The sequence below is a fragment of the Hoeflea sp. 108 genome (assembly GCF_000372965.1).
Lineage (GTDB): Bacteria > Pseudomonadota > Alphaproteobacteria > Rhizobiales > Rhizobiaceae > Aminobacter.
In genome coordinates this window covers 2510970-2537402 of the sequence record NZ_KB890024.1, presented here as the reverse complement: position 1 = coordinate 2537402, position 26433 = coordinate 2510970, and the positions used below count along the sequence as shown (strand labels likewise).

Genomic DNA, 26433 nt, shown 5'->3' with positions numbered 1-26433 from the left:
GATAGTCCGAACGTTTGCCGGATAGCGTTTTGCCGGGATGCGGGCATTCTCTGCCGTGGAGGACCGGGACCTTTCCAAGAAAAGGCGGTCCGGCAAAGGGAGGAAATTCATGTCTGACAATCTCGCCAAGGGCATCACCGAGGACGGCAAGGGCTTTGCCGGCAAAAGCTGGAACATCCTGGGCCAGGTCTATTTTCCGAAGGCCGTGTGCGACTCGACCTTCGCCTTCGAGACCAACAGCGCGCCCGGCCAGTTCGTGCCCGTGCATATCCATCCGACCCAGGACGAGTTCATCCTGGTGCAGGAGGGCGAACTCGACCTCAAGCTCGATGGTGAATGGGTGAAGGCCAAGGCCGGCGATCTCGTGCGCATGCCCAGGGGCATTCCACACGGCTACTTCAACAAGTCGGACAAGCCGACGCGGGCGCTGTTCTGGGTGTCGCCGGCCCGAATGCTGGAAGACCTGTTCATCAAGCTCGACAACATGACCGACGTGGCCGAGGTGGTGAAGGTCTCGGCTGAGCACGAGGTCAACTTCCTACCGCCGGAAGCCAACGACTAGGCGCACCAAGCCGCAGTTCCGGAAAACGATCGCTTGAACGCAGGCCGGACCGGCCTGCGTTCGGGCTGATGCGCCCATCGTTCAACAGTGAATGCCGGCTGCCCGTCGGCGAGAACCTCCCGAACCATGGTGCGGGCGGGGCAGCGGGCCGCTGCCAAAAATCAGGAGGAGCACATGGTCAGCAAGAAGAAAGTGTGCGTGATCGGCGCCGGCGTCAGCGGGCTGGTGGCGGCCAAGACGTTCAGGCAGCATGGGCATGACGTGACCATCGTCGAGCGCAGCGGCGATCTCGGAGGCGTATGGGAGCCGGCGCGCTCCTACCCCGACGTGCAGACGCAGAGTCCCAAGGAGCTCTATCGCTACACCGACATGGCGATGCCGGATGAGTTTCCGGAGTGGCCGAAGGGCGTGCAGGTGCATGCCTATCTTGCCGACTATGCGCGCAAGCACGGGCTGCCCGGCATCATTCGCTACGGCTGCGCGGTCGCCAGCATGGAGCGGGGCGGCGAAGGCGGCTGGACGCTGACGCTCGAGGACGAAAAGGGTGGCACTTCCCGCGAGCATTTCGACTTCGTCGTCGTCTGCACAGGCAATTTCAGCGACAAGAACATCCCTGAGTTTCCGGGCAAGGATGTGTTTGCTGCTGCCGGTGGCGCGGTCATGCATTCGAGCGAATACACTGATCCGGCTGTCGTGAAGGACAAGGACGTGGTGGTGCTCGGCTTCTCCAAGTCAGCCACCGACATTGCCGTCAACGCGGCGCAGAAGGGTGCGCGCAACGTCACCATCGTCTATCGCGAGCCGATCTGGCGCATTCCCTATTTCATCGGCGGCCTGATCAACTTCAAGCGCATCCTCTACACCCGCGCCCAGGAGAACATGTTCCCCGGCTGGGGGCTGAGCGCCTTCGGGCGGCTGAAGCATGCAATTGCAAAGCCGTTCGTCTGGGCGAACTGGCGGGCGCTGGAAAGCCTGCTGACCATGCAGCTCAAGCTCAACAAGGCGGGCATGCGCCCGAAGGTGCCGATCGAACAGGAGATCAACTGCTCGGTACCGATCGTGACGCCCGGCTTCTTCGAGATGATCCGGTCGGGCAGGATCAAGGCGGTGCAGGGCACATTCGACCATTATGAAAATGGTTCGGTGGCGCTGACCGGGGGCGAAATGGTGAAGGCCGATCTCGCCGTGCTGGCAACGGGCTGGAAGATGGGCATTCCGTTCCTGCCCGAGGACGTGCGCCGCAAGCTGATCGACGACGACGGCCAGTACCGGCTGTACCGGGTGATCGCCAATCCTGATGTTCCCGATCTCGGCTTCGTCGGTTTCAACTCGTCGTTCTGCACGGTGCTGTGTGCCGATCTCGCCGCCAACTGGCTGGTGCGTTATGCCGATGGCATGCTGGCGAAGCAGCCATCGGCGCGCGAGATGCGTGAGAACATCGACATGATGCTCGACTGGAAACGCAACGAGCGGCCGGCGGCAAGCGTCTATGGCGGGCTCTGTGTAGCGCCCTATCACTTCAGGCATTTCGATGAACTGCTCGAAGACATCGGCGCAACCGTCAAGAAACGCAATCCGCTGGCCGAACGGTTCGCGCCTCCGAACGCCGATGCCTTCGGGCGCTACCTTCAATCGGCGCCGGTCTACAGCGCGAGCTAGGAGTTCTTTTGGCTCGCGATGTCCCGGGAGCCTGTCTCAGCTGCCAGTTGCTTCACGGTCCGCTTCTTTCTAGCGTGAAGCCATGCTGGACCTGATCCCCTTCGTTCGCCGGTGGAGGCGGCGCGCCGAGCGACTGCCGCTGATGACGCAGGCGGAGACCGAGCTTCTGCGCCGTCACCTCAGGAAACGCAGACTGGTGGTCGAGTACGGAGCAGGCGCCAGCACCTTGTTTGCGCTGGCCAACGGCGTGCGCCGGATCATCTCAGTGGAGAGCGATCCGCTGTGGCTGGCGAGGCTGCGCGATGATCCTGAACTGGTCCGCGCACGGGTTACCCTTGTCCACGCCGATATCGGCCCGGTCAAGGAATGGGGCTTTCCCAAAGATGATGCCGCCCGGCCGAGATGGCCGGGCTATGCGCGTGCGCCGTGGCCGGTGACGGGCGAGGCGATGGTGCTCGTCGACGGCAGGTTCAGGGTCGCCTGCGCGCTGACGAGTGCGCTCAACACGTCGGGTCCGATCCTGGTGCACGACTATTTTTCCCGCCCGCATTATCACGTCATCGAAGAGCATCTCGCGCTTGTCGACCGGGTGGACGATCTTGCGGTGTTTCGAGGCTTGCGGAGCAGCCGACAAACCGTGTCAGAAACGATCGCGACCTTTGAGTTCACGCCAGATTGACCGCATTTTCCGGGGGTGTGCCAGGCAAAGGCGCGCTCCGGTGCGATCGATTTCAGTCGGCCGGCCCGGCGAACAGGATCAGATTGCCATCAGGGTCGAGCACGATGAAGTTGCGGGCTCCCCATGGCTCCTTTCGCAAGGTCTGGTGGAACGTCACGCCGGCGGCCTGGAAATCGAGGAAGAGTTGCTTGATCTCGGCTGCCGTGTCGACGGCGATCGAGGCCGACAGCAAGTGCTCGCGCGTCCTGATGTCGCCGACGAAGACCGGTTCGCAGACGAGCCTGAGGGCGAGTGCGGCCCGGTCGCGGACGACCTGGCCGTAGAAAGGCGGCTCGCCATAGACGAAGTCGACGGTGAAGCCGAGCTTTTCGGTGAAGAATGCGCAGGATGCCGCGATGTCGGCGACGAAGAGTTGCGCCGAGACCGAGCTGAGAGCTGGTTGGCGGGCGTGGTTGGAAGCTGTCACTGCGTGTGCTCCTGATCTGAGCGCCCGCCAATCGTCAAAACCCTGCCGGCGCGCGACGAATTCCTGGGCGTCGCTGAGCTTGAAGGCGGTACGCATGATCTCGCTGTCGCTGAGCCGGCTGAAACGGGGCAACGTGTCCCGGATTTGTGCCGCAACGGGAAAATAGCCTTCGCGATGCCAGCGCAGGACCTGCTTGGCCTGCTTCCTGAGGTTTTCGAGGTTCGACATGGGCGCAACTGGGGTGTCTGTCTATCGCAGGCGGGCATTGCCCTTTCGGCTCGCGCCGATGCGCCCTACGCAGCAAGCGGAGCATGCCCGCAGCCGCTCTGCCTTGTCAACGCTGCGGCTGGGAACTCTCTGCACATCCCCGGCTGGTCGTCAGGATGGCGCGGCGACACCGAGAACGATGGCGATCAAGATCAGCAACGGTCCCATCCATTTGAACTGACGCACGAGGTCGCCAAGCCAAGGCTGGTTGGCTGGTGTCGGCAGGTCGACATAGCCAAAGCCGACAGCCGTCATCCAGGCGCCGGCGCAGAGCATGATGAACTCGTCGATGTAGGCGGCGCCCCCCCCAAAGCCAGATCGGATTTTGCTGCAGCGCAGTTGTCGCGGAGGGCGTGTTCGACTGCAAGCGGGCGCCGGCGGCCTCCTGCCAAATGCGTGGTGGCTGTCTGCGGATCCGCTGGGTATCTCACGGCACAGCAAATTTCATTTGGCTGCTTGACAGGTCAGTATGACGTTATAACCTCTTGGCGCGGATCAGGCCGGGAACATGGCCCCGCATGTGGAGGACGATTTCATGAAACTCGCGTGGATCAAGGGTGCGCTGGCCGCCGGCATCGCCCTGTTGCCGAGCGCCGTGTGGGCGCAGTCAGTCAATATTTCCTACCTGACCCACTGGCCGCCGGAGACGGTGGCGCTGCTGGAGCAGGCGGCCAAGGATTTTTCCAAGGACCATCCCGACGTGTCGGTGACGGTGCGCGCGGTGCCGTTCGGTGACCTTCTGACGACGCTACGCTCCCAGGGCGGCGGGCAGGGTGCCACGATTGCCGGCATCTACGACCTGTGGCTGCCGGAGCTGGCGCGCGACAAGCTGGTCGCTCCGGCGCCCGAGGCTGTTGCCGGCGAGGTCAAGGGCGGCTGGCCGGCAGGCGTAGTGTCTGCCGCAAGCGTCGGCGGGGTGCTCTATGGCGTGCCCAACGAGATCGACGTCTATGCGCTGAACTACAACAAGGCACTGTTCAAGGAGGCGGGAATCGCAGCGGCCCCAAAGACCTGGGACGAGCTGAAGGACGCAGCTGCCAAGCTGACCAAGAAGGATGCGGGACAGCAGGGCTTTGGCATGATCAACAGCTGGGCGGCTGGTGTGGTGCATCCATTCTCGTCGCTTTTGGTGTCCAATGGCGGCGAGCTGGTGACCGACGGCAAGCCGGTGCTGGACAGCAAGAACGCCGGCGAAACCTTCCAGCTCTATGAGGAGCTGATCAAGGCCGGCTCCAGCGACCCGGCCATGGGCACGGCCGACGCCAACACGACCGGGCCGTTCCTCGACAACTTCGTCTCCGGCAAGACCGGCATGATCATCATGGCCAACTGGTGGGAGAGTGCGCTCAAGGCGGGCATGACCGACAAGTTCGCCGACATCGCCACCGCACCAATCCCGGTCGGGCCTTCGGGCGACAAGCCGCGCTCGATCTCCTATTCGTGGATGACGGTGGTGAATGCTAGCGCGGCGGAAGCCGAGCAGAAGGCGGCGTGGGACTTCCTTGCCTGGCTGAACAGCCCGAAATCGGGCCCGAACGGCGCCTCCGCCATGGCCAGCATCCTGATGTCGATGGGTATCCTGCCGTCGCGGACCTCTGACGTCGAAGCCTTCAAGGACAAGCTCGGTTCCGAGTTCCTGTCGGGTTATGTCAGCGTGCTGGCCGACGCCAAGCCGTTCCCGGTCGTGCTCGGCGGCCAGGAGTTCTCGGAGTCGCTGCAGCAGGCCATCGAGGCGCTGCAGTATGGCAAGGTTTCGGCTGCCGAGGCGCAGGCGAACGCGCAGGCCGACGCGGCCTCGATCCTGGAGAAGGCTGCGAAGTAGGACTTTTTCCTTCTCCCCGCTGGCGGGGAGAAGGTGGCCCGAAGGGTCGGAAGGGCGGTGCCCACATCTGAAGTTCGCGCTGCCCCTCATCTGCCTGCCGGCATCTTCTCCCCGTGAACGGGGAGAAGGATGAAGCGTCACCGTCTCACGCACCTTCGAATACACCTGATCCATTCATGACCAGAACCCACCAACATTCCGTCTGGATGATGCTGACGCCGGCCGTCTCGCTAATCGGCGCCTTCATCGTCGTGCCGATGGTGCTGACGGTGTGGCTGTCGCTGCAGGACTGGTCGACGCAGACCGGTTTCCAGACGGCCGAATTCGTCGGGTTCGACAATTTCCGCGAGATTTTTGGCGCAACATCGGTGGGTCGCGATTTCAAGGGCGCGCTGGTCAACACCGCGCTCTACACGCTGATGTCGGTGGCGCTGATCCTGCCTGTTTCGGTCGGGCTCGGGCTGCTGGTCTACCAGCGCAACGTCGCCGGCGGAAACGCGCTGCGAACGATACTGTTTTCGACCTATATGGTGCCGATGATCGCAGTGGCGCTGGTGTGGTCAAAGCTCTATTCGCCGAGCGAGGGGCCGATCAACCAGATGCTCGGCTGGCTGGGCGTTGGGCCGCAGCCCTGGCTGTCGTCGCCCAGCACAGCGCTGGTATCAATCGTGTTCCTCAATGTCTGGCAGCAGGTCGGCTATTTCACCGTGCTTGTGGTGGCCGGGCTGACGCAGATCCCGACCAGTCTCTACGAGGCAGCGACCATCGATGGAGCGAACGTGCGCCAGCAGTTCACCGCGATCACGCTGCCCTTGCTGAAGCGGACACTGCTGTTCAGCGCGGTCATTGCCATCATCAATGCGGTGCAGGTGTTCGAGCCCGTGGCGCTGATCACGCAAGGCGGGCCGGTGGGCTCGACCAATGTGCTGACCTATCACATCAGGCGCGTCGGTATCGAACGCGCCCAGGGCGGCCTGGGCTCGGCCATGGCGGTGACGCTGATGCTGTCGCTGATCGTGGTGATCTTCGCTTTGTTCGCCTTTGCCCGGAAGGGAGACGACGAATGAGCGCCGCAAGCGAATGGCGGCCGCGCCGCGGACTTCTTTTCTACCGACCCCGGCCGGGCGTCGGCGACTACATGGTTGCCGTGCTGATGCTTGTGGTGGCGGTGGCCTCGGCCTTTCCGCTGGTGTGGATGGTGCTGTCGAGCCTGAAAACGCCGGCCGAGACCATGCAGGTGCCGCCGGTGTGGCTTCCCGCGAGCCCGAGCCTCGAGGCGTTCGAAAAGGTCTCCGGCGTCATCAATGTCGGCCGCTCGATGCTGAACTCGGCCGTGATCGCCACCATCACCACGGCCGGCATCATCGTCACCAGCCTGATGGCGGGTTATGCATTCGCCAAGCATCGCTTCCGCGGCCGCAACGTGCTGTTTGCGCTTATGATCGCGACCATGTTCCTGCCGCCGATCGTGACGCTGATCCCGCTCTACCGGATGATCGGCACCATCGGGCTCGATGGCAGCCTTGCCGGCGTGATCCTGCCCAATCTCGCCAACGCCTTCGGTATCTTCCTGATGCGGCAGTTCATATCAGGTGTGCCCGACGACCTGATCGATGCGGCGCGCATGGACGGCGCGTCCGAAATGCGCATCCTGTTCGTGATCGTGGCGCCGCTGGTGACGCCGGCGGTGGCGGCGCTGGCGTTGTTTGCCTTCGTCTATCACTGGAACAGCTATCTCTGGCCGCTGACGGTGCTGCAGGGCAATGCCGATCAGTATCCGATCGTCATCAGCCTCAGCCGGCTGTTGAGCTACAACCGTGGCGCGATGAACACCAACCTCGTCATGGCCGGGGCGACGCTCGCCGTGCTGCCGCCGCTGGTGCTGTTCGTGTTCCTACAGCGCTTCTTCGTCGACTCCATCGTCAGCTCCGGAGTGAAGGGATGAGCAAGGTTCTGGCCATCGATCTCGGCGGCACGCAGCTTCGGGCAGGGATTTGCGACGCCGCCGCGCCTGCTGGCGTCGTGCATATCGGCGCGTGGCCGGCGCCCCAGTGGCTCGACGGCTTCCGCGACAAGATAACCGGGCTGACGCGAGAACATGGCGCCGAGCGGCTCGGAATCTCGGTGCCGGGCACAGCACGTGGCACGCGCTGCCTGTGGATTCCTAATCTGCCCTGGCTCGACGATGTCGATCTGCAAGAGCTGTTTCCAGGTCTTGCAATTGGCCTTGGGCAGGATGCGCAGCTGGCGCTGCTGGCCGAGGCGTCTGCCGGTGCTGCCAAGGAGCTTTCGGACGCCATCCTGGTGGCGATCGGCACCGGCATCGGCTCGGCGGTGCTGTCGGGCTCGCGCATCGTCAGGGGCGGGCAGGGCGCGGCCTGTTCTTTCGGCTGGGCCTGCGCCGACCTCGACGACGACGGCGACGATCGCGACGGCTGGCTGGAGCGGCAGGCATCGGGCAGGGCGCTCGCTGCCATCGGCGAAAAGGCCGGGTTTGGCGACGGGCGCGGGCTGGTGGCAGCGGCACGTGCGGCAAATGCGGATGCGCTCGGCGCATTGGCGCGGCCGGCGCAGGCACTGGGCGTGAGCCTGGCGACAGCGGTGGCGCTGCTCGACCCGCAGGCGGTGATCTTCGCCGGCGGCGTGGCCGAAGCCGCCGATGTGTTGGTGCCGATGGTGAGGACCGCGATGGAGAGGCAATTGCCACCGCATCTGCGGAACGTGCGCATCGAGATGGGTGATTTCGGCAGGGACGCGAGCCTTGTCGGTGCGGCATTCGCCGGGGCGCGGGGGCAACAGTGGGACGAAATCCGATGAGTGGAAATTTCGCGAAACCCAACCGCAGCCGGCCGGAACCGCTGTGGCATCAGGCCGAACAAGCGATGCGGACGCTGATTTCGTCGGGCGAATGGGCGACGGGCGCGCAGATCCCCAATGAGGAGCGGCTGTGCGACCTGCTTGGTGTCAGTCGCATCACCGTGCGTCACGCGCTGCGCAACCTTGAGGATTCCGGTCTGCTCAGCCGCGAGCACGGGCGTGGCACCTTCGTGCGCAGCCCGACCGTCATTGCCGGCGTGCGCGGGCTGACCAGTTTCACCGAAGAGATGGCCAATCTCGGCCTCAACCTGGGCACAAGGCTGCTCGACGCTCGGATCATTCCTGCTGATGCCCAGGTGGCTGGCGCGCTGGAGATCGAGGAGGGCACGCCTGTGCTGCGGCTGCGCCGCCTCCGGCTCGGCAACGATCAGCCCATCGGCATCCAGACGGCGCATCTGCCGGCGGCGCGCGTTCCGGGCCTGCTCGACACTGCGGCTGGCGTCTCATCGCTCTATGAGACGCTGAAGGCGAGCTATGGCATCGTGCCCCAGGAGGCGCGCGAGATCTATCGCATCGGCGAGGTCAAGCCCGAGGATGCCGAGTTGATCCAGCTTGCCGCCGGCAGTCCCGCCTTCATGGTCGAGCGCATCGCCTTCGACCGCTCCGGCCCGTTCGAGTTCACGGTCTCAACCATGCGCGGCGACCGCTACGAAATCCGTTCCGTTCTCCATCTCTGACCATCTGAAAGGTTTTTCCCATGACGACTTCCTACATCAGCCGGCTGGCCAAGCTCATAGACGGGGCAGCGAGCGCCAACGAGGCGGCATTCGAAACCGTCTCGGCAAGGCTCGCCGAGACGCTTGCCAATAAGGGGCTGGTGCATCTCTACGGCTCAGGCCATTCGGTGCTGCCATGCCAGGAGGCGTTTCCGCGCTATGGCTCCTATGTCGGCTTCAATCCGCTGACCGACCCGCGCGTCATGTGGCACAACGTGCTGGGCTCGGGCGGCGTGCGTGAGCTTCTGTGGCTGGAGCGCACCGAGAAATACGCCGAAAAATTCCTCGACCACCAGCCGCTCAACCCCGGCGACTCCATCATCATCTACGGCCATAGCGGCCGCAACGCTTCCGGCATCGACACGGCGCTCTACGCCAAGAAACGCGGACTGTTTGTCGTCGCCATCACCAGCAAGAACAATCTGGACAAGCCGGCAAGCCATTCCTCAGGCAAGCGCCTGGCCGATGCCGCCGACGTCGTCATCGACACGACCTCGCCGATCGAGGACGCGATCGTGCCGGTGAAGGGCTGGAGCCGCCCGGTGGCCGGCTCGTCGACGGTGCTTGCCATGATCATGACGCATGAGCTGATCGCGCGTACTGCGCAAAAGCTCGCCGACCGCGGCATCGAACTGCCGACCTTCGCCTCGCCGACAATCGAGGGTGTAACGCTGCACGACACCGACGTGATCTACGGCATCTATCGCGAGAAGATGATCGAGGCGCAGCGCAAGCATCTTGATTTCTTCAAGGACCGCATGCAGGGCGAGGCATAAGCCCTGCTCCTGACGTCAGAATGCTGGCGGGTCGTCCGAAAGGGCGGCCCGCTTGCATTTGGTGCGACTGGCTCTTGCCATTTACCGCCATTAGCGATAGAACAAAATAAGAACAAAAATGACTTGTGGACGGTATGTGGTTTTCCGTCGGCAGGGGGCGCGGGCGGAGCGTGCTTTGGGCTAGTGTGCGCCCTCACATTTTCTTGGAATTTTGGTTTCGGATAAGCGCGGAGCGGTGTCATGGCAGGTAGTGTCAACAAGGTCATTCTGGTCGGTAATCTGGGTGCCGACCCTGAAATCCGCCGTCTCAATTCAGGCGAGCCGGTCGTCAACCTGAGGATCGCGACCTCGGAAAGCTGGCGCGACAAGAATTCGGGCGAGCGCAAGGAAAAGACCGAGTGGCACCAGGTCGTCATCTTCAATGACAATCTCGCCAAGGTCGCCGAGCAGTACCTGAAGAAGGGCATGAAGGTTTACATCGAAGGCCAGCTCCAGACCCGTAAATGGGAAAAGGACGGTGTCGAGCGCTACACCACCGAAATCGTGCTGCAGAAGTTCCGTGGTGAGTTGCAGATGCTCGACGCACGCGGCCAGGGTGGTGACGCCGGCTACGGCGGTGGCCAGGTCGGCTATGGTGGCGGCCAGGGCGGTGGTTACGGTGGCGGCGGCGGTGGCCGTTCCGACTTCGGTCAGTCGAGCCCGACCGACAGCTATGGCGGCGGCAATCGTGGTGGCTTTGGCGGTGGCGGCGGCGGCAATCGCGGTGGCCAGGGCGGCGGCGGTTCGCGTGACCTCGACGACGAGATTCCGTTCTGATCCGGAATACTCCACTTAACATCAATATTCTTTGAGATAAGGCGTTGTTTCTCAACGCCTTTTTCTTTGCGTGTTTCGCGAAGCGAGTTCCGCCCTCTTTCAGTCGGGGCGGTACATCTTAACTGTGTGCAAACGCTGCGTGAACGCGGGCTACTTTTGTCAGATCGCGGTGGATACGGAACTTCGGCCTGCCGCGGATATGCCTTCGCTCGGCTAGGCCAAAACAAAACCTTCGCCAGCCGAAACAGTGGCGGAAGCTTCAAGGATTGAACATCGGTCGGCAGTGGCTACGACCTGCGACTGCGGCGAGAAGCGTACGAAGTACCTGGACATCGGAGTTGGGAAGCGCTCGCCGATCCATCACGGCAAGCTGCCGTCGCGCTGCCGCCTCGATGCTGATGCCGTGGGGCACCGACAACAGCCAGTCCACGAACACCTCCTCCGGCGGCGGCAGCGGCGATATGGCGGCCATCAACTGGCCGTCTATCTTCTTGCGTGGCGCGGTGACTTTTGCCCGTTCGTCGCTCGCGCTCATGCTTCCAATTCCAGTGCTGACAGCGGTCTGGAACAGCAGGCGAGGATGTAACCCTCGGCGATCTCGTCGTCTAGGATGCCGCCATTGTGGCTCATGGCGACTTCGCCGGAGATCTTCCTGACGCGGCACGTGCCGCACAGACCGAACTCACAAGCAGCAGAAATGCGAACGCCGTTGGCACGTGCAGCTTGCAGCACCGTCTGGTCGGCGGCGCAGCGGCCGTCCACATTAGAACCGACGAAGCTGATGGCAAACGCGGTGCTGCCTTCTGCGTCTTCATTTCCCGGGGCGGTGGTGATCGGCGACACTTCGGCGACAGGCGTGCCGAAGCTTTCCTGGTGATAGTGCGCCATGTCGAAGCCCGCCGCTTGCAACATGTCGCGCACTGCACGCATGAACGGGTCGGGTCCGCAGCAGAAGATCTCGCGATCGCGGAAGTCTGGCGCGAGCAGCGGTAGCCTGACGGCATCGATCCGCCCCATATGGCCGAACCAGCTCTCGCGGCTCGACCGCTCTTCGATCATGAATCCGAGCGACAGGCCCGGCATGCGGCTGCCCAGGAGTTCGAGTTCCTTGCGGAAGATGATCTCGTCGGGCGAGCGGGCGCAGTTGACGAAGGCAACGTCGGTCCATGGGGCGCAGTCGTTGAGCCAGCGCAGCATCGACATCATCGGCGTGATGCCGGAGCCGGCCGAGATGAACAGGTATTTTGCCGCCGGATGGTTGTGGTGAGAGAAGTTCCCGACCGGACCAAACGCCTTGAGGCGCGAGCCCGGGACGAGGTTGTCGAACATCCAGCGCGTGCCTGTACTGCCTGCCTGCGCCTTGACGGTGACGGCGATGGAGAACGGTCGCGATGGCGACGACGACAGCGTGTAGGTCCGCAAGAGCGGACCGTCCGGTGTCGGCAGTTCCAGCGTCACGAACTGGCCCGGCTTGTAGCGAAACCAGGTCTGTGCATCCGAACGGAAGGCGAAAGTCTTCACATCAGGTGCTTCATCCACCACACCGATCACCTCCAGCACCTGGAGGCGATCATTCCACGGGGTCATCTCGTCGAGGTGGCGATAGAGGGCGGGGTCGCTCATGGCATTCATGACCTACTCCCTCTGGCGACGCTGCGCAGGGCGGGCTTTTGCCCGTCGGCGAGCCGTGGTTCGATGAAGCGCGCATACCAGTCGACGAACTGGATCACGCCGCCTTCGTGATGTTCGGAATATGGCCCGGGCTCATAGGCCGGCGACCTGATGCCGAAGGCGTTCTCCTCGACGATGCGGCGGTCCTCGTCGTTGGTCTCGGTCCAGACATGGGTCAACTCCTTCAAGTCGTAATCGACACCTTCGACCGCGTCCTTATGCACCAGCCATTTGGTGGTGACTGCCGTTTCCGTTGTGCTGATCGGCAATACGCGGAAGGTGACGGCATGATCGCCTAGAACATGGTTCCAGGTCGTCGGATAGTGGTAGAGCAACAGCGTGCCGATGCGGTCGGCCGCGACCTGGTCGGACAGGTTCTTGCGCACGGCACGCCTGCCCGTAGTCGTGTAGCTGACGGCCTTGCCGAGAAGCGGGGCGCGGGTGGCGCGGTATTGTCCTTCGTCGTCTATTCGAAAGCGCGAGGGCAGCCCTGCCGCCTCGCAGTGCGACCAATGCGCAAGCATGTCGGGATCGCTTTCGGCGCCGTTAACCCCGGTGACGGTTGGAGCTTCGGGGAAGGTCTTGCACAGCTCAGGATGGTTGGCCGCGCAGTGATAGCACTCCCTGTTGTTCTCCCAGACCAGCTTCCAGTTGCCCTTCTCGACGATGGTGGCTTCGAAAGCGACCTTGGCATCGACCAGATTGTGGGGAGCGAAGTACGGCTCCATCAGTGACCGGAACGGGCGGAAGTCGGCCGGCTCCTTGGCCAGGCAGATGAAGATGTAGCCACCGACGCTTTCGCAGGCGACGGGCTTCAACCCGAAGTCCTCCTTGTTGAAGTTCTCTGCCATCTGGCGGGCGAAGACCAGCTTGCCGTCGAGGTCGTAGGTCCATTGGTGGTAAGGGCAGACCAGTCGCGCCGACGTTCCTTTTTCCGTGGTGCAGACGCGGCTGCCGCGATGGCGGCAGGAGTTGTGGAAGGCGCGGATTTGACCATCGCGTCCGCGTACGATGACGACTGGATAGTCGCCTATCTGGACGGTGAAGAAGCTTCCGGCTTTGGCGACCTCGCAGTCGTGGCCGACGAACAGCCAGTCTCGATACCAGATCAGTTCGAGGTCGAGCTTGTAGAACTCCGGGTCGATGTAGAAGGGTTGCTGCAGGCTGAAGCCATCGCGCCGTTCGCGGATGAGTTTCAGCATTTCATTGCGCGTGTCCATGTCCGTCCTCGCTAGCGGTACAAGGACTGAACTGGTGGTATGGAGGGGAAGATCGCGCGGGTTCAAATGCCCGGACGCTCTGCCTCTTGACCGCCCACCGCGATCAGTCGGTTGAAAGAATTCGAGGCTGGTTTCCGGGCTCCGAAGCTGTCCTTTGTTGAGGACTGTCCCGACACCTTCCCAGGCATTTGCCCAGTGGTTCTCCCGTCGAGACGTCAAGCTTCGCTACCGTTGCGGGGGCAGCGCCGGGATCTAACCGGCTTCCCAATTATCCCGCAGACCACTTCGCCGGCGGGCACCTTGAACATCTTGATCAGATCACGGAAGCATCGCTGACAAAGCCGCGAAAGCGACATCGGCGGAATGCAAAGACGACAGCGGCCATGTTGCCGTCAGGTGCTTGCTGGCTTCACAAGCACTGCGTCCATGATCCATCCGTTGGCGCGACGCGCTTCGTTGCGGACACGCTCGATGTCGTCGATCACCTCTTTGAGCTTGCCCGAGATGAGAACCTCTTCCGGCATGCCGACATAGGCGCCCCAATAGACATCGAGATCGCCGTCGGCTTGCCGCAACGTCTTCTCGGCATTGAGCATGATGACCACGCTGTCGGCATTGTTGGGAAAACCTTCGCCCATGCTACGCCCGGTCGAGATCAGGATCGAGCGCCCGATGTCGCACAAGGCGACTTTGTGCTGGGCCGCCAGCGCCTGAATGCTGCTGATGCCGGGAAGGACCTCATAGTCGAGTTCGAAATCACCGCGGTCCTTGAGGCGATCGAGGATGCGCATGGTGCTGTCGTAGAGGGTCGGATCGCCCCAGACCAGGAATGCCCCGGTCTGCGACGCGTCCAGTTCCTCCATGACCAGCTTGCCGTATGTCGCCTCGACCTCTTCATGCCAGTCGGACACCAGCTGCTCGTAGTCGTCGCCGGCGCGCCGTTCGGGTGTCTTGAACTCTACGGTTCGGAAGGGGCGGTCCCGCACGTGACGCTCAAGGATCTCACGCCGGACACGGGCAAGCTCCTGCTTGCCGATGCCCTTGTTCGGGATGAAAAACACATCGACCTTGTTCATGGCGTTCACCGCCTGAACGGTGACGAAGTCGGGATTGCCCGCACCGATGCCGATGATCAGCACCTTCCTTCTCATTGGAGCCTCCCGGAAATGTGGGAGACCGCCAGTTCCCGACCGAGTTCGATAAACAGCTCTTTCAAGCGGTTGGGGCCGGGATGCGGGCCGCGATAGCCGTCAAGACGACGGATCTCCATGTTGACCGCAGCTGTCAGGTCGCTGCCGTCAGGCTGCGCCATCAACCAGGCTATCAGGACCTCCTCGGGTTGCGGAAGCGGTTTTGCGGTCCGTGCCGTTTGCCGGCGTCCGAGCGTCAGTCCCATGCCAGCGCTCCGCCGTTCTGGTATTCGATGACGCGGGTCTCGAAGAAGTTCTTTTCCTTCTTGAGATCCATGGCCTCCGACATCCACGGGAACGGATTGTCGGTTTCAGCGAAGACCGGCGCGAGACCGAGCTGGGCGCAGCGGCGGTTGGCGATGAAGTGCATGTACTGCTCGCAGAGCGCAGCATTGAGCCCAAGGAAGCCGCGAGGCATCGTGTCTCGCCCATAGGCTGCCTCGAGGTCTGCCGCATCCTTGACCATGCTGCGGACTTCCTCCTGGAAGGCGCGGGTCCACAGATGCGGGTTCTCCAGCTTGATCTGGTTGATCACGTCGATGCCGAAGTTGAGGTGGATGCTCTCGTCGCGCAGTATGTACTGGTACTGTTCGGCGATGCCGACCATCTTGTTGCGGCGGCCGAGCGACAGGATCTGGGCGAAGCCCGTGTAGAACCACATGCCCTCGAAGATGACGTAGAAGGCGACGAGATCGCGTAGGAATGCCTGGTCGGATTCCGGCGTGCCGGTCCTGAACTCGGGATCGTCAAGCGACTGCGTGTGTTTCAGGGCCCATGCGGCCTTGTCGGTGATCGACGTTACCTCGCGGTACATGTTGAACAGCTCGCCCTCATCCAGGGAGAGGCTTTCGACGATGTACTGGAAGGTGTGGGTGTGGATCGCTTCCTCGAAGGCCTGGCGCAGCAGGTACTGGCGGCATTCGGGGTTGGTGAGGTGGCGGTAGATCGCCAGGACGATGTTGTTGGCGACCAGTGACTCCGATGCGGCGAAGAAGCCCAGATTGCGCTTGATCATGCGCCGCTCGTCCTCGGTCAATCCGTCCTTGGACTTCCACAAGGCGATATCGGCCTGCATCGACACTTCGGTCGGCATCCAGTGATTGTTGCAGCCTGAGAGGTATTTTTCCCAGGCCCAGCGATATTTCAGCGGCAGCAGCTGGTTCACATCCGCACGGGCATTGATCATGCGCTTGTCGTCGACCGACACGCGCGCGCCGCCACGTTCGATCACGCCAAGCCCAGTGGCTTCGGCCGATGGAGCCGCGTCGGGTTGCTGTGGCAGGAGGGCGGCCTTTGTGGTTGCCTTTGGTTCGGACCAGTCAAGCATTCTTCTATCCTCTCGTTTGTCCGGGCCGATCACTGGCAGGCTTCGCAGGTGGGGTCGTCGATTGGGCAGGCCTTGCCCCAAGCCGCATTCGTATCGATCTCGATAGGCGTGGCAGCGACGCTGGCCGAGACGGCATTGAGCTTGCCGTCGGTGCCCTTGAGCGTCGACTTCTCGACATGCGTGGCCGAACGCGAACGCAGATAGTAGGTCGTCTTCAGCCCCTTGCGCCAAGCCAGGCGATAGAGATCATCAAGCTTCTTGCCGCTGGGATTGGCGATGTAGAGGTTCAGCGACTGAGCCTGGTCGATCCACTTCTGGCGGCGGGAGGCTGCCTCGATCAACCAGCTTGGCTCGATCTCGAAGGCGGTGGCATAAAGTGCCTTGAGATCGTCGGGCACGCGGTCGATCTGGCCGACCGAGCCGTCAAAATATTTGAGATCGGACACCATGACTTCGTCCCACAGACCTCGGACCTTGAGGTCGTGGACGAGCTGGGCGTTCACGACGGTGAAGTCACCGGACATGTTCGATTTGACGAACAGGTTCTGGTAACCCGGCTCGATCGACTGCGACACGCCACAGATGTTGGAGATCGTCGCAGTCGGCGCGATCGCCATGGTGTTCGAGTTGCGCATCCCGGTCTTCTTGACGCGCTTGCGCAGGGCCTCCCAGTCGAGTGTGCAGGATGCATCCATCTCCACGCTTGGGCGTGCCTCCTCCAGCAGACGGATGGAATCGACGGGCAGGATGCCCTTCGACCACAGCGAACCTTCGAAAGTCGGATAGCTGCCTCGCTCGGCGGCAAGATCCACCGAGGCCGAGATGGCGTGGTAGCTGATCGCTTCCATGCTCTGGTCGGCGAAGGCGATGGCAGCATTGGAAGCGTATGGGATGCGCAGCGCCTGCAAGGCATCCTGGAAGCCCATCAGGCCGAGGCCCACGGGGCGATGCCGGAGGTTCGAGCGGCGCGCCTCGGGGATGGTGTAGAAGTTGATGTCGATGACATTGTCGAGCATGCGCATGGCCGTGCTGACGGTCTTGGCCAGGCGTTCGAGGTCAAGGCCCTTGTCTGTCACGTGGTTGGCGAGGTTGACCGAGCCGAGATTGCAGACCGCGACCTCGTCCTTCGACGTGTTGAGCGTGATTTCGGTGCAGAGGTTCGACGAATGCACCACGCCGACATGGCCCTGTGGCGAGCGGATGTTGCAGGGATCCTTGAACGTCACCCAGGGATGCCCTGTCTCGAACAGCATGGTCAGGATCCTGCGCCACAGATCGACGGCACGAACCTTGCGGTGAACCTTGATGCCGCCGCTTGCCGCCTTGGCCTCATAGGCTTCGTAGGCCGTGCGGAACGGTTTGCCGTAGAGGTCGTGCAGGTCGGCGGTCTCGTCCGGCGAGAACAGCGTCCATTCCGCATCCGCCTCGACGCGCTCCATGAACAGGTCGGGCACCCAGTTGGCGGTGTTCATGTCATGGGTGCGGCGACGGTCGTCGCCTGTGTTCTTCCTGAGGTCGAGGAACTCCTCGATGTCGATGTGCCAGGTCTCCAGATAGGCGCAGACCGCACCCTTGCGCTTGCCGCCCTGGTTGACGGCGATGGCCGTGTCGTTGGCAACCTTGAGGAAGGGCACGACGCCCTGGCTCTCGCCATTGGTGCCTTTGATGTGGGCGCCGAGGCCGCGCACCGGGGTCCAGTCATTGCCGAGTCCGCCGGAATATTTGGCGAGCAGGGCGTTGTCCTTGATGCCCTTGAAAATCGCGTCGAGATCGTCGCCGATGGTGGTGAGGAAGCAGGACGACAGCTGAGGCCTGAGCGTGCCCGAGTTGAACAGGGTAGGGGTCGAGGCCATGAAGTCAAAGGAGGACAGAAGGTCGTAGAATTCGATTGCCTTGGCATCGCGGTCGATCTCCCTGATCGCCAGCCCCATGGCGACGCGCATGAAGAAAGCCTGCGGCAGCTCGATACGCTTGCCCCTGGTGTACAGGAAGTAGCGGTCGTAAAGCGTCTGCAGGCCCAGGTACTGGAACAGCAGGTCACGCTCGGGCTTGAGGGCTGCGCCCAGCCGGACGAGATCGAAACGGCCGAGCTCAGGGTCGATCAGATGGGCCTCGATGCCGGCGGCCACGAACTCACCGAAGTAGGAGGGATAGCGCTCGGCCATCTGGTCCTGCGTAGCCTGCTCGGGGCGGCCGGACACGAAGCTCAGCGCCTCGCGCCGCAGGCGATCCAGCAGCAGCCGCGCCGAGACGAAGGCGTAGTTCGGTTCCTGCTCGACCAGAGTGCGCGCTGCGAGGATCGGTGCCAGCGACAGTTCGTCCAGCGTGATGCCATCATAGAGATTGCGCCGAGCCTCGGTGAGAATGGGCGCTGCCGCTACCGCCTCCAGTCCCTGGCAGGCGTCCTCGACGATGTGCGACAGCCTGATATCGTCGAGCGGGGTAAGAGTTCCGTCGTCGAGCCGGACCTGAAGCGAGGGAGAGGGCAGCGCCGCGATCTCCTTCTCGGCCTGCCGCTCCTTGGCGCGCTCTTCTCGATAGAGCACATAGGCGCGGGCCACCTTGTGATGACCGCCGCGCATCAATGCGAGCTCTACCTGATCCTGCAAGTCCTCGATGTGGATGGTGCGGCCTTCGCCGACCCGGCGCGCCAGCGCAGTCGACACCTGCTCGGTGAGTTCCTCTACCACGTCATGGACACGGCGCGATCCGGCGGCAACCGAGCCTTCGACTGCAAGAAAGGCCTTGGTCAGCGCCACGGTGATCTTGGTCGGATCGAAGGGCGTGACTCCGCCATTGCGGCGGATGACGCGATAGGCAGGTTCTGCCACCGTCGTGTCTTTTCTAGGATTGGAAACAGGGATCGCAGCGATCCCGTTGGAGGTCTGTGTCGAAGTCGCCGGCATCTCTATCCCCGTGGCGTTGCGGACGGGGCTTGCCGGGAACGCTGCTGGACGCAAAATGCCATCGGCCATGCGACTGCAAGCGCACCGCCGGGACACCCCGCCCGAGGTTCGATCAATCCGTCACGGCAGGTCTCCTGGCTCGCAGGTCATTACTTACGTCGGCCTTCCCGATGCGATCGCATCAGTGGCGTTATTCGACGCAAGCTCACTGCTTACAGTTGCGGGGGCAGCGTCGGCATTCCCTTTCGAGGCACCGACTTCCCTCTTAGCTCCCGGGCCGAAATCGACTCGGAAGAACCACGACTTGTATATTTAGTGGTGAAATAACGGGGATGGTCAATATGTGGGTGCTGAGGAATTCGTGGATGATGCTCAACGCAATGTCCATCTGGACCGAGAAACGTCCATTGAGCTGGACAAGCAGGCCCCCACGGGGCAACTGGCGCGACCTCTTTGTCGATCGCTTGCCCGGCTACTCTGTTGAACAGGAGCCATGAATCGGCGCTGTCATCTGTGATGTTTGGGGTGTTGTGAAGAGGCTGCAGCGAAAGGCATGCACGACGCCCCTATGCGTTGACCTCGCTGCAGGGCCCCGATGCGCCTGTTATCGGGTAGTTCCGAGCGGCGAAATCGAGATGCCCCTCTGGCTGATCTTTGAGAAAACCTGCGACAATTCGAAGATTTTCAGATCGCAATTCCCGGATGTTCGCGCTACGGAAGGCCTATGGGGTATGGGGTCTTCATTCACAGGTCGGATTCGATCTACGACGATAGTCCGGCGGAGCGCTATCAATTTCCTTCGCAGTACTTCGGCAGAGTTCAAGCCTGCGTCGGTGACTGGATCATTTATTATGAACCTCGCAAGGTGGCTGACACCAAAGGGTATTTTGCTGTTGCCAGGGTCCAGCAGGTCATAAACGATCCAAGTGTTCCAGGTATGTTCTTGGCGATCATCGAGCCTGGCAGCTATCTCGATTTCGCGAGACCGGTGCCGTTCTCCAATGACGCGGGCGTGATTGAGCGCGGTCTCTTGAACGATGCCGGCGCTATCTCGGGGCGAGCGCAATCTGCTGTTCGAGCACTGTCACCGAGCGACTTCGGTCGGATCGTCAGCCTCGGATTGGATCAGGCGGAGCCACTACTTCCGCGCAATGACCCCGAATTGTCTGTCGACGGCTTCGCGGAGGAGCAGACGCCGTTCGTTTTCGAAGAAGCCCGGGAGCGGACGTCATTTCTCAGTTCGCGCATCGTGCGCGATCGCGTTTTCCGGCAGGTGGTGTTGCGCGCCTATGACGAGCGCTGTGCGGTCACCGGACTAAAACTCATCAACGGCGGGGGACGCGCTGAGGTCGAAGCTGCGCATATCCGACCGGTGGAAGCCAGCGGTCCCGATGTCGTGAGCAATGGCATTGCGCTATCCGGCACTGCGCACTGGATGTTTGACAGAGGGCTCATCAGCCTGTCGGATGAGCTTGAGATCCTGATTTCCCGACAAGCGAACGACGCCGATGGCATTCGCGGGATTATCAATCGTACCGGGCGAGCGCTTGTGCCGACGCGCGGGTCGGATCGGCCTCATCCGCACTTTCTGCGATGGCACAGAGAAAACTGCTTCAAGCACTGAGCGTACGAGTAACCGCTCTGTGCCTTGCGCATCGATATCCGCCGCGCTAGCTGACGATAGAGTCTGCGGTTGTTGCCTGCTGGCATTTTTTGATTGGGAAGGACGTCTTCGTGAAAGCACGTGTGAAATGGGTCGAGGATCGCACCTTCGTTGGCGAGTCCGGCAGCGGACATAAGCTGGTTCTCGGCACCTCGCATGGCGCGGAAGGCCGGACGCCGGGCCCGAGCCCGATGGAACTGGTGCTGCTCGGCACTGGCGGCTGCTCGGCCTATGACGTCGTCCATATCCTTGAAAAAGGCCGCGAGGCGGTCGAGGACGTGGTGGTGGAAATGGATGCCGACCGCGCCGAGACCGAGCCCAAGGTCTTCACCAAGATCCACATGCACTACATCGTCAAGGGCAAGAAGCTGTCGTCCGACAAGGTCAAGCGCGCCATCGAGCTGTCGGTCGAGAAGTACTGCTCGGCTTCGGCGATGATGGCCAAGACGGCCGAAATCACCCATGATTTCGAGGTCATCGACACCTCGAACTGAGCGATTGCCGGATGGATCGCGGCCGGGCCGTGGCGTTTCGGGCGCAGCTTGATCAGACCCGGCCGGTGCCTGTCTAGAGCAGCTTTATCCAGTCATGACCGGGGTGCGTTGCCCCGAGGCTGGCTCCCAGCCAGTCGCGTTCGGCCTTCTCCAGTTTTGGCAAGGCGGTACGGAAGTCGAACTCATCCTTGTCACGCTGGTGCTTGGCCTTGAGCAAGAGGATCGCCGCAGCCTTGAGATAGGGGATGCCGGTGTCGGTGACGCCGACCATCTCGGCGCGGGGGCGGACAATCGACTGGTTGCGCTTGCAGACCCAGCTTTCCGGCGTGCCCGGTTCGACCATCATGTCGACGCGCCAGCAGTTATCGGCAACGTCCAGGCACCACACCTGCGAAATCGACGCCGGGATGGTGCTGCCTTCGGGCAGGTATTCGACAATGCCGCCGCCAGCGGTGAAAAAGGCGACGCCCTTCAGCGCGCTGCGAAAGATCGGCAAGTCCTCGCGCAGGACGGTGAATTCGAGATCCTCGTGATCGCGGGTCTGGTGTCCGTGCCAGAGGTCGAGGGCCCAGCCGCCGACCACGCACCAGGGCCTGTCGACCCCGGTCAGCCGCGCCGCCAGCTCTCGGGGATGCCAGGTGCACCAGGCATCGTGGTCGGGAGCTTCTGGGTGTTTCATGGCAGCGGATCCTTTGAGCCGATGACCTAGCCCATAGATCCGAAAATCGGAATCGATTTTCGGATAGCATGCTTCTCGGCTTCGAACGCTTCGAATGGCCACGGCTCGTCAGCTGGCGGCGCTCCAGCCGCCGGCACACTTCGCGGACCATCAGTCTGCGCCAGCGCGCAAGTGCTAAAGCTTGCGGTCGGCCAAGGGCGATGCAGCAGGTGGTATGTCTTGGACGGCAACTTCGAATCGCGCGGGCAGGCAAAGTTGAAAGATGAGTGTTCCAGATAACAAGGCCGAGTTGCTTGAGGCGATCGACAGCAGCTTCGGCAAGTTGTGGCGCGACCTGGCAACGGTGCCGGAAGCGCTGGCCGGCGAGGTTTCGCTGGAAGGTCATGCGAAGGGCACCATCATGAGCGTGCGCGACCTCGTCGCCTATCTGATCGGCTGGAACGAGTTGGTGCTGAAATGGCATGAACGCCGCCGCGCCGGCCTCGCTGTCGATTTCCCCGACACAAGCTTCAAGTGGAACGAACTCGGCAGGCTTGCCGGGAAATTCTATGCAGACCATGCGGGACTGACTTGGTCGGCCCTGCTTGAGCGCCTGGCGGATGCGAAGATGCGGATCGTGGCGCTGGTCGAAGAATATTCGGATGCCGAGCTTTATGGCGCACCCTGGTATGAAAAATACACGATGGGTCGGATGATCCAGTTCAACACCTCGTCGCCCTATGCCAATGCACGTGGCCGCCTGCGCAAATGGCAAAAGGCGAGGGTGAAGCCTGACATCGCCGCGCTGAAACGCGCTGCGGTCGCGGTCTGACCTGGGCTAGCCTGCTGCTCAAGAAAACGGCGCAGGGCATCGCGGCCCGTCGTGCAGCCAGGGTCTACATCGCCACCAGTTCCTTGATGCCGTCGGCGACGAACTGGACGGCAAGGGCTGCAAGGATGACGCCGAGCAGTCGCGTCAGGATCGAGCGGCCAGTCTGGCCGAGGAAGCGGTCGATGCGCTCCGCAAGGATGAAGACCAGATAGGTCAGAGCCAGGCAGGCGAGGATGATGAGGACCAGCGCCAGCTGGCCGGTCCAGCCGCTGAAGGAGCCCGACAGCAGCACGGTGGCCGAAATCGCGCCCGGACCGGCGATCAGCGGGATGGCGAGCGGGAAGGCGGCGATGTTGTGGATGTGGTCGCGGGTGATGGCGACATCCGAAATCTTCTCCTTTCGGTCCTGCCGCTTTTCGAAGACCATTTCGAAGGCGATGAAGAACAGCAGGAAGCCGCCCGCGACGCGGAAGGCGGGCAGGGTGATGCCGAAAACCTTGAGGATGGCGGCGCCGGCAATGGCGAACAGGGCGAGCACGGCGAAGGCAATGACGCTGGCGCGGATTGACACCTGAACGCGCTGCTCGCGGTTCATGCCGCGTGTCACCGCCAGGAAGAGCGGCGCCAGACCCGGGGGGTCGATGGTCACGAGGATTGTCACGAAGGCATTGAAAACAGTGTCGAAAAGCGTCATTCGGCACCTCCCCGTCGCACGCAGGCTAACCCGGCCGCAGTTGCCGCGCCAGTGCCAAAATCGGTCATGCAGCGGCCATTTTTGCCGGTTTTGCCAGCTTCCCCAACGGCATCTCGTGGCAACCGGGCACAATGGCGGCGAGAATATGACGGACATGTCGCCGCAATGTTGGAAGCCTAAGCTATCCATTTGAAATGACGTGCAAAATCAGCGTTGGAAAAGCGCCGCCGAAGTTGGTCTTCACGGGCGCGATCCTATATAAGGGGTAAATGATTCCCAACATGCGTGATCAAAGTTGACCGACCAGAAATCACCGCGTGGACCTGACGGTCCCTCCGGCATCGAGCCAATTTCCATCATCGAGGAGATGCAGCGCTCCTACCTCGATTACGCCATGAGCGTGATCGTGAGCCGTGCGCTGCCCGACGTGCGCGACGGCATGAAGCCGGTGCATCGGCGCATCCTCTACGCTTCGCATGAGAGCGGTTACCACTGGAACCGCAAATATGTGAAGTCGGCGCGCCCCGTTGCCGACGTGATGGGTAAATACCATCCGCACGGCGACGCCTCGATCTATGATGCGTTGGTGCGCATGGCCCAGGACTGGTCGATGAGCGTCACGCTCATCGACGGGCAGGGCAATTTCGGCTCGATCGACGGCGATCCGCCTGCAGCGATGCGCTACACCGAAGCGCGCCTGACCAAGGTCGCCCACGAACTGCTCGAGGACATCGACAAGGATACGGTCGATTTCCAGGACACCTACGACGCTTCGGGGCAGGAACCGCGCGTGCTGCCGGCACGCTTCCCGGCGCTGCTGGTCAATGGTGCCGGCGGCATCGCCGTCGGCATGGCGACCAACATCCCGCCGCACAATCTGGTCGAGGTCTGCAACGGCGCCATCGCCGTCATGGAGAACCCTGGTATCGACCTGCCCGACCTGATGGAGATCATCCCCGGTCCGGATTTCCCGACCGGTGGCCTGATCCTTGGCCGCTCGGGCATCTACAATGCCTATTCGACCGGGCGTGGCTCTGTCGTCATGCGCGGCAAGGTCAATATCGAACAGAGCCGCGGCGACCGCGAAGCGATCATCATCACCGAAGTTCCCTATCAGGTGAACAAGGCCTCGATGATCGAGAAGATGGCCGAACTGGTGCGCGACAAGCGCATCGAGGGCATTTCCGACATCCGCGACGAGTCCGACCGTCAGGGTTATCGCGTCGTCATCGAGCTCAAGCGCGATGCCAATGCCGAGGTGATCCTCAACCAGCTCTATCGTTTCACACCGCTGCAGACGTCGTTCGGCGCCAACATGGTGGCGCTCAATGGCGGCAAGCCGGAGGTGCTGACGCTGCTCGACATGCTGAAGGCGTTTGTCGCCTTCCGCGAAGAGGTGATCAGCCGCCGCACCAAGTTCCTGCTCAAGAAGGTGCGCGACCGCGCGCATATCTTGGTCGGCTTGGCCATTGCGGTTGCCAACATCGACGAGGTCATCAAGCTGATCCGCACCGCGCCCGATCCGCAGACGGCGCGCGACCAGCTGATGACGCGCCGCTGGCCGGCGTCCGACGTCGAGTCGCTGATCCGGTTGATCGACGATCCGCGCCATCGCATCAACGATGACGGCACCTACAACCTGTCGGAAGAGCAGGCCCGGGCCATCCTGGAACTGCGCCTGCAGCGCCTGACGGCACTGGGTCGCGACGAAATCGCCGACGAACTCAACAAGATTGGCGCCGAGATATCAGACTATCTCGACATTCTGTCGTCGCGGGCCCGCATCCAGCAGATCGTCAAGGACGAGCTGGTCGTCGTGCGCGACGAGTTCGGCGTGCCGCGTCGTACCGAGATCACCGATGCCGGCTCCGACATGGAAGACGAGGACCTTATCCCGCGCGAGGACATGGTCGTCACGGTCAGCCATTCCGGCTACATCAAGCGCGTGCCGCTTTCGCTCTACCGGGCGCAGCGTCGCGGCGGCAAGGGCCGCTCGGGCATGTCGACCAAGGACGAGGATTTCGTCACCCGGCTGTTCGTGGTCAACACGCACACGCCGGTGCTGTTCTTCTCGTCGCGCGGCATCGTCTACAAGGAAAAGGTCTGGCGCCTGCCGATCGGCAATCCGCAGTCGCGCGGCAAGGCCTTGATCAACCTGCTGCCGCTCGAACAGGGCGAACGCATCACCACGATCATGCCGCTGCCGGAGGACGAGGCCAGCTGGGCCGAGCTTGACGTGATGTTCGCCACCACGCGCGGCACCGTGCGCCGCAACAAGCTCAGCGACTTCGTTCAGGTCAACCGCAACGGCAAGATCGCCATGAAACTGGAGGAGGAAGGCGACGAGATCCTCGGCGTTGAGACCTGCACCGACAATGACGACGTGCTTCTGACCGCCGATTCCGGCCAGTGCATCCGCTTCCGCGTCGACGACGTGCGTGTGTTCCAGAGCCGCAATTCGGTCGGCGTGCGCGGCATCAGCATGGCGGACGGCGACCGCGTCATCTCGATGGCGATCATCGAGCATGTCGAGGCAAGCCCGGCCGAACGTGCGGCCTACCTCAAGCAGGCGGTGGCCGAGCGCAAGATGTCAGGTGCCGAAGAGGACGATATCGCGCTGACGAACGAGGATGTGGGCGAGACGACTGACCTCTCCGCTGAGCGTTATGAAGAGCTCAAGGCGCATGAGCAGATGGTCCTGACTGTCAGCGAATATGGTTATGGCAAGCGTTCGTCGTCCTACGACTTCCGCCTGACCAACCGCGGCGGCAAGGGTATCCGCGCCACCGACGTTTCGAAGGTGGGCGAGATCGGCAAGCTGATCGCGACCTTCCCTGTCGGCGGCGACGACCAGATCATGCTGGTGTCGGATGGCGGCCAGGTGATCCGCGTGCCGGTCGACGGCATCCGCGTCGCCAGCCGCGCCACCAAGGGCGTGACCATCTTCAATACCGCTGAAGGCGAGAAGGTGGTTTCGGTCGAGCGCATCTCCGAGCCGCAGGGCGAGGAAGAGGGCGACGAGGCGCCTAACGGCGAAGATCCGGTCAACGAGGAAGGCTGATATGCTGATCCAGCGCCGTTAACAGTGCTGGGTCAAGTGTTTGAGCCGGTTTGTTGAAGAGAAAAGAGCGGCGCCTA

The 26433-nt window shown here is 62.4% G+C and carries 25 protein-coding genes and 2 riboswitches; of the genes, 14 read left to right on the top strand and 11 right to left on the bottom strand.

Annotation, left to right across the window (positions count from 1 at the left end):
• Positions 1-109: 109 nt before the first annotated feature.
• From B015_RS0112475 to B015_RS30785, 3 genes are all read left to right on the top strand, one after another.
• Positions 110-562, top strand: coding sequence for a cupin domain-containing protein (locus B015_RS0112475; protein ID WP_018428031.1), 453 nt, complete (start codon positions 110-112; stop codon positions 560-562).
• Positions 563-736: 174 nt separating this feature from the next.
• On the top strand, positions 737-2221 hold the full coding sequence (locus tag B015_RS0112470) for an NAD(P)/FAD-dependent oxidoreductase (protein WP_018428030.1): 1485 nt from the start codon (positions 737-739) through the stop codon (positions 2219-2221).
• 82 nt (positions 2222-2303) lie between these two features.
• Positions 2304-2900, top strand: a complete 597-nt coding sequence (locus B015_RS30785; RefSeq protein WP_018428029.1) for a hypothetical protein — start codon at positions 2304-2306, stop codon at positions 2898-2900.
• Positions 2901-2952: 52 nt separating this feature from the next.
• Here the strand turns inward: B015_RS30785 and B015_RS0112460 are convergent, their stop codons facing one another.
• On the bottom strand, positions 2953-3594 hold the full coding sequence (locus tag B015_RS0112460) for a VOC family protein (RefSeq protein ID WP_018428028.1): 642 nt from the start codon (positions 3592-3594) through the stop codon (positions 2953-2955).
• 150 nt (positions 3595-3744) lie between these two features.
• Entirely contained in the window at positions 3745-3909 is a 165-nt protein-coding gene (locus B015_RS33555; RefSeq protein WP_018428027.1) for a hypothetical protein, read from the bottom strand.
• A gap of 259 nt (positions 3910-4168) precedes the next feature.
• On the opposite strand from B015_RS33555, the gene B015_RS0112450 reads away from it, so the two are divergent.
• The 7 genes from B015_RS0112450 (at position 4169) to ssb (ending at position 10640) form a co-directional block, all read left to right on the top strand.
• Positions 4169-5455, top strand: coding sequence for an extracellular solute-binding protein (locus B015_RS0112450; protein ID WP_026227209.1), 1287 nt, complete (start codon positions 4169-4171; stop codon positions 5453-5455).
• Between the two features lie 176 nt (positions 5456-5631).
• The gene (locus B015_RS0112445; protein ID WP_026227208.1) at positions 5632-6522 is read left to right on the top strand and encodes a sugar ABC transporter permease; all 891 of its coding nucleotides are present in this window, start codon (positions 5632-5634) and stop codon (positions 6520-6522) included.
• Positions 6519-7400, top strand: coding sequence for a carbohydrate ABC transporter permease (locus tag B015_RS0112440; protein ID WP_018428024.1), 882 nt, complete (start codon positions 6519-6521; stop codon positions 7398-7400). The genes B015_RS0112445 and B015_RS0112440 overlap by 4 nt, the downstream gene beginning before the upstream one ends.
• The gene (locus B015_RS0112435) at positions 7397-8272 is read left to right on the top strand and encodes an ROK family protein (RefSeq protein ID WP_018428023.1); all 876 of its coding nucleotides are present in this window, start codon (positions 7397-7399) and stop codon (positions 8270-8272) included. The genes B015_RS0112440 and B015_RS0112435 overlap by 4 nt, the downstream gene beginning before the upstream one ends.
• Complete coding sequence (locus tag B015_RS0112430) at positions 8269-9009, top strand: GntR family transcriptional regulator (RefSeq protein ID WP_018428022.1); 741 nt, start codon at positions 8269-8271, stop codon at positions 9007-9009. Before B015_RS0112435 ends, B015_RS0112430 begins: the two co-directional genes overlap by 4 nt.
• 20 nt (positions 9010-9029) lie before the next feature.
• Complete coding sequence (locus B015_RS0112425; RefSeq protein WP_018428021.1) at positions 9030-9824, top strand: sugar isomerase domain-containing protein; 795 nt, start codon at positions 9030-9032, stop codon at positions 9822-9824.
• Between the two features lie 240 nt (positions 9825-10064).
• Positions 10065-10640 (top strand): single-stranded DNA-binding protein, encoded by a 576-nt coding sequence (ssb, locus tag B015_RS0112420; RefSeq protein ID WP_018428020.1) that lies wholly within the window; start codon positions 10065-10067, stop codon positions 10638-10640.
• Between the two features lie 259 nt (positions 10641-10899).
• Here ssb and B015_RS0112415 read toward each other — a convergent pair whose 3' ends face one another.
• From B015_RS0112415 to B015_RS0112385, 7 genes are all read right to left on the bottom strand, one after another.
• Positions 10900-11175, bottom strand: a complete 276-nt coding sequence (locus B015_RS0112415; protein WP_018428019.1) for a hypothetical protein — start codon at positions 11173-11175, stop codon at positions 10900-10902.
• Positions 11172-12263, bottom strand: coding sequence for a hybrid-cluster NAD(P)-dependent oxidoreductase (locus tag B015_RS0112410; RefSeq protein ID WP_026227207.1), 1092 nt, complete (start codon positions 12261-12263; stop codon positions 11172-11174). Before B015_RS0112410 ends, B015_RS0112415 begins: the two co-directional genes overlap by 4 nt.
• Positions 12264-12268: 5 nt before the next feature.
• The gene (locus B015_RS0112405) at positions 12269-13531 is read right to left on the bottom strand and encodes an aromatic ring-hydroxylating dioxygenase subunit alpha (RefSeq protein WP_018428017.1); all 1263 of its coding nucleotides are present in this window, start codon (positions 13529-13531) and stop codon (positions 12269-12271) included.
• Between the two features lie 107 nt (positions 13532-13638).
• Positions 13639-13849: riboswitch (cobalamin riboswitch) on the bottom strand.
• 74 nt (positions 13850-13923) lie between these two features.
• The gene (gene cobF / locus B015_RS0112400) at positions 13924-14682 is read right to left on the bottom strand and encodes a precorrin-6A synthase (deacetylating) (RefSeq protein ID WP_018428016.1); all 759 of its coding nucleotides are present in this window, start codon (positions 14680-14682) and stop codon (positions 13924-13926) included.
• On the bottom strand, positions 14679-14927 hold the full coding sequence (locus B015_RS0112395) for a hypothetical protein (RefSeq protein WP_018428015.1): 249 nt from the start codon (positions 14925-14927) through the stop codon (positions 14679-14681). Before B015_RS0112395 ends, cobF begins: the two co-directional genes overlap by 4 nt.
• On the bottom strand, positions 14918-16048 hold the full coding sequence (locus B015_RS0112390; RefSeq protein ID WP_018428014.1) for a ribonucleotide-diphosphate reductase subunit beta: 1131 nt from the start codon (positions 16046-16048) through the stop codon (positions 14918-14920). Before B015_RS0112390 ends, B015_RS0112395 begins: the two co-directional genes overlap by 10 nt.
• A gap of 29 nt (positions 16049-16077) precedes the next feature.
• A complete protein-coding gene (locus B015_RS0112385) occupies positions 16078-18954 on the bottom strand; it encodes a ribonucleoside-diphosphate reductase subunit alpha (protein WP_026227205.1) in 2877 nt (958 codons plus the stop codon).
• Between the two features lie 106 nt (positions 18955-19060).
• Positions 19061-19271: riboswitch (cobalamin riboswitch) on the bottom strand.
• A 407-nt stretch (positions 19272-19678) separates the two neighbouring features.
• On the opposite strand from B015_RS0112385, the gene B015_RS0112380 reads away from it, so the two are divergent.
• Positions 19679-20578, top strand: coding sequence for an HNH endonuclease (locus B015_RS0112380; protein WP_018428012.1), 900 nt, complete (start codon positions 19679-19681; stop codon positions 20576-20578).
• A gap of 110 nt (positions 20579-20688) precedes the next feature.
• Positions 20689-21111 (top strand): OsmC family protein, encoded by a 423-nt coding sequence (locus B015_RS0112375; protein ID WP_026227204.1) that lies wholly within the window; start codon positions 20689-20691, stop codon positions 21109-21111.
• A 73-nt stretch (positions 21112-21184) separates the two neighbouring features.
• Here B015_RS0112375 and B015_RS0112370 read toward each other — a convergent pair whose 3' ends face one another.
• Positions 21185-21790 (bottom strand): hypothetical protein, encoded by a 606-nt coding sequence (locus B015_RS0112370; RefSeq protein ID WP_018428010.1) that lies wholly within the window; start codon positions 21788-21790, stop codon positions 21185-21187.
• Between the two features lie 262 nt (positions 21791-22052).
• Here B015_RS0112370 and B015_RS0112365 point away from each other — a divergent pair, with 262 nt between their 5' ends.
• The gene (locus B015_RS0112365; protein WP_018428009.1) at positions 22053-22601 is read left to right on the top strand and encodes a ClbS/DfsB family four-helix bundle protein; all 549 of its coding nucleotides are present in this window, start codon (positions 22053-22055) and stop codon (positions 22599-22601) included.
• A 64-nt stretch (positions 22602-22665) separates the two neighbouring features.
• Here the strand turns inward: B015_RS0112365 and B015_RS0112360 are convergent, their stop codons facing one another.
• The gene (locus B015_RS0112360; protein ID WP_018428008.1) at positions 22666-23295 is read right to left on the bottom strand and encodes a MarC family protein; all 630 of its coding nucleotides are present in this window, start codon (positions 23293-23295) and stop codon (positions 22666-22668) included.
• Positions 23296-23590: 295 nt separating this feature from the next.
• Between B015_RS0112360 and gyrA the strand changes: the two genes are divergently transcribed.
• On the top strand, positions 23591-26356 hold the full coding sequence (gene gyrA / locus B015_RS0112355) for a DNA gyrase subunit A (protein ID WP_018428007.1): 2766 nt from the start codon (positions 23591-23593) through the stop codon (positions 26354-26356).
• Positions 26357-26433 lie beyond the last annotated feature (77 nt).